At 58.1% G+C, this 3,749-nt stretch carries 3 protein-coding genes; 2 read left to right on the forward strand and 1 reads right to left on the reverse strand.

The genetic code is table 11. The annotated features are described in order from the left end of the window. On the reverse strand, nucleotides 1-578 hold a 578-nt coding region (locus C0977_RS10705; RefSeq protein ID WP_159459061.1), incomplete at its 3' end, for an oligosaccharide flippase family protein. Nucleotides 579-800: 222 nt separating this feature from the next. Between C0977_RS10705 and trkA the strand changes: the two genes are divergently transcribed. Both trkA and C0977_RS10715 read left to right on the forward strand, forming a co-directional pair. Continuing rightward, nucleotides 801-2,153, forward strand: coding sequence for a Trk system potassium transporter TrkA (trkA, locus tag C0977_RS10710; RefSeq protein WP_101913371.1), 1,353 nt, complete (start codon nucleotides 801-803; stop codon nucleotides 2,151-2,153). Beyond that, entirely contained in the window at nucleotides 2,150-3,598 is a 1,449-nt protein-coding gene (locus tag C0977_RS10715) for a TrkH family potassium uptake protein (protein ID WP_101913372.1), read from the forward strand. The genes trkA and C0977_RS10715 overlap by 4 nt, the downstream gene beginning before the upstream one ends. The last annotated feature ends 151 nt before the right edge of the window (nucleotides 3,599-3,749 follow it).

Here is a 3,749-nt window from a genome sequence, read left to right on the forward strand (position 1 = left end):
GCGCCGGCGCCGAGGCTGGCGCCGCCGGCGGCATAGTCGAGGCCGTAAGGCAGGAGCAGATAGGCGAAGCCGAGCATGACGCCGACGCGGACGAGTTGTTCGACGATCTGCGACAACGCCGTCGGCGTCATTTGCTGCCAGCCTTGCAGGTAGCCGCGGTAACCGGCGATAATGGTCGTGAAGAAAATGGCCGGCGAAAGAGCGATGAGCGAGTAATAGGCTCTGCTTTCGCGGATGATCTGGTAATCGATGAGAAGGCGGGAGCCGAAAAAGACGGCGATGCTGAGCAAGAGGGCCGTCGAACAGAGCAGCGTCAAAGAGACGTTGAAGATGCGCTGCGCTCCGGCGTAGTCTTCTTTGGCGGCTTTCTCGGCCGTGATGATGGAGATGGCAATGGGAAGGCCGGCGCTGGATACTTCCAGGGCCAGCAGGTAGATGGGAAAGGCCATCTGATAGATGCCGATGCCTTCACCGCCGAGAATTCGCGATAAAATGATCCAGTTGATACTGCCGATCGCCTTGACGACGAAGCCGGACAAAGTCAGGATCAGCGTGCCGGCAACAAATTTATTAGCCATGATTACCCCTTTTAGACAGAGAATGTTCGCGTCGTATCCGCGCGGCGAGATGCGCAGATACGCGCTGCGTAATTTAAACAATTTATTTTATCACATATACGGACGCATCACAAGATAACGGGCGCGTAACTGCGCGGCGGCAGAAACTGGAAAAAAGACGGCAAACAGTGTATGATAGGTATATTCACAGAGCGGTCTCTTACGGAGCAGGAGGGAAAGAAAGTGCGCATAGTAATCATCGGTGCCGGCAAGTTGGGGTACAGCATTGCCGAATTGTTGTCGAACGAACAGTTTGACGTCGTCGTCGTCGATCATGACGAAGAACGGCTCGAGGCCGTCAAGAACACCCTTGACGTCCTGACGATTCTGGCTAACGGCGCCAGCCCGATCACGATGAATGATCCCGATATCCGCGGCGCCGATATCCTCGTCGCCGTTACGGCCGGCGACGAAACCAATATGGTCGCCTGTATTCTGGCCAAGAAGCACGGCATTACCTATACGGCGGCACGGATTCGCGATATGCAGTTTTTGTCGGAGGCGAAGGATTATCTGAAAGAGAATTTCGATATCGACTTGATGCTGAATCCGGAGTTGATTACGGCTCGTGAAATCAACCGCATTCTGATGACGCCGGCGGCGCTGAATGTGGAAGATTTCGCGTACGGCAAGGTGCGGCTTTTTGAAACGAAGGTGCGCCGTCATTCGCCGCTGATCAATACGCCTTTTAAGGAGCTGGAGCTGCCGCCGGGCGTTCTCGCCGGCATGATTTTTCGCGATCACCGCATGATCATCCCCCATGGCGACGACCGTCTTCTGCCTCATGATAACGCGTACTTCATCGGTGATCCGGCGGAGATCGAAAAATTCAGCAAAAATTTTATCCAAAGCGATACGAAGAAGCCGTCGCGGGCGATGATCATCGGCGTCGGCCGGACAGGCCGTTCGCTGGCGGCGATGCTCGATGAACAGGGCGTCATGGTCAAGGTTATCGACAAGGACACGGAACGGTGCCGCATGGCTGCGGAGAAGTTGGGGAGCGGTCTCGCCATCTGCGGCGACGGCACCGATATCGACCTGCTCATACAGGAAGGGATCGCCGACGCCGACGTCGTCATCTGTCTTACCGATGATGACAAGCTGAATCTGATGCTGGCGCTTTTGTCCAAGCATTTGGGCGCGCAGCGGACGATTGTGCGCGTGGCCCGCATCGAGTACATCGATCTCATGGAGAAGGTCGGCGTCGATATCGTTCTCTCTTCACGGCTGCTGTCGGCCAGCGAGGTCCTGGCCTTTGCCCGGCGCGGCGGCGTCGTCGCCGTTTCTCTCCTCGAGGGTAATAAGGCGGAGGCGGTGGAAGTTATCGTGCAAGAAGGCGCGCCGGTGGCGGGCAGGCGGCTGATGGATGTTCGGGTGCCGCAGGAAGGTCTGGTCTGCGCCTACGTCCGCGATGACGAAGCGCATATACCGAACGGCAGCACCGTTCTCCTGCCGGGAGACCGGGCCGTTCTCTTCATCCAGACGGAGCACGCGAAGAAGGTCATTTCTTTCTTTAAAGGCAGGGAAGAGCCATGAGTACGGCTGTCGTCCTTTTTTTGCTGGGCCGGATTGCGCTGCTGAACGGCATCGTCCTGCTCGTTCCTTTCGCTGCGGCCCTGTGGTGGCGGGAACCGGCGGTCCTGTATTTTGGACCGTCCTTTCTTTCCGCCGTCGCTTTGGGGCTGCTTTTTTCCTATGCCGGCCGGCGCCATAAACGGCAGATCGGCGTCGGCGAAGGGGCCAGCTATATGGTTCTCGTCTGGATCCTGCTCGGCTGTATCGGTATGCTCCCGTACTGTATGGCGGAAGAGCTGCCTTGGGTTGACGCTTTTTTTGAGAGCATTGCGGCCTATACGACGACCGGCACGAGCTGTCTGCCTGCCGGGACGGTGCAGCCCCTTTCGCTCCTTTTCTGGCATCGCCTGATGGAATGGATGGGGGGGTTGAATTTTCTCATTCTTTTCGTCACCGTCATTCCCCAGGTCAGCGGTACTTTCGGCATGGCCGTCACGGCGCAGCAGTATTTGGATTTCAGCCCCGTCGTGCGGCGGATGCACTCGTCGGCGGTACAGGCAGGGAAGATCTATTTGGGCCTTACGGCCGTGACGGTCGCGCTCTTCGCCGTCGCCGGTCTGGCGCCTTTCGAAGCGGTGACGCGGGCTTTGATGACAGTCTCGACGAGCGGCGGCGACAGCGCCTTTGATTTCCTGCATAACGACAATATCTTTCTGGAACTCGCCGCCATGGCGGCCATGACTTTGGCCAGCGGCAATTTTCTGTTGTATTGGAAGGGCGTCCGGCGCCATGAGTGGAAGTCCGTATTCGCCAATTCGGAGCTGCGCGCTTTCGTGACGCTGTTGTTCGCGGCCGGTACGCTCGTGTCGCTGCACCTCTGGCACGGCGGCGTCTATTCCTTTGCCGACAGCGTGCGCTACGGCTTTTTTCACGTCGTTTCCTTTATCAGCACGAGCGGCTTTATGGCCGTTGAGCTGCCGCGTTGGCCGGAGTTTGACCGGCTTATCCTCTTTCTTCTCGTTTTTGCCGGCGGCTGTATCGGCTCGGCCACAGGCGGCCTGCGCGTGGTCAGGCTGCTGATTTTGGCCCGAATGGCGGCGCAGGAAATGCTGCGGACGCTGCATCCGAAAATGGTCGTTACCGTCAAGATCGACGGCAACGCCGTTCCCGCCAGGGTCATCGGTCACGTGCTCAGCTTTTTTTTCCTTTTTATCGTCGTTTTCTTCGTCTCGATGCTCGTCATTTCCGTTTCCGGACTGACGCCGCTGCAGGCGATGGGCATCGCCGCCGGTTGTCTTTCCAGTGTCGGTTCGACTGCCGACTTGTACGGCGTCGCCGATTTTTCGGCGCTGCCCGTATGGACGAAGATATATTGCAGCTTTTTGATGATTCTGGGGCGGATCGAGATCTTCTCCTTCTTTATCATGGTACAGACGGGCTTGCATCAGCTACGTCACCGCTGGTGAGGGGGCGAGTCGATGAATAGTCGGATTGTAGCCCGGGTTCTGGGCAATGTGGCCTGTACCTGCGCCGCCTGTCTGGCACTGCCGCTGCTGCTGGCTCTGGGCTTTCAAGACGGCGGCGCGGCGGCCTTCGCGGCGGCCGTGTCGCTTTCGC

It is taken from the genome of Megasphaera vaginalis (ex Bordigoni et al. 2020), from assembly GCF_900240295.1.
Lineage (GTDB): Bacteria > Bacillota > Negativicutes > Veillonellales > Megasphaeraceae > Megasphaera > Megasphaera vaginalis.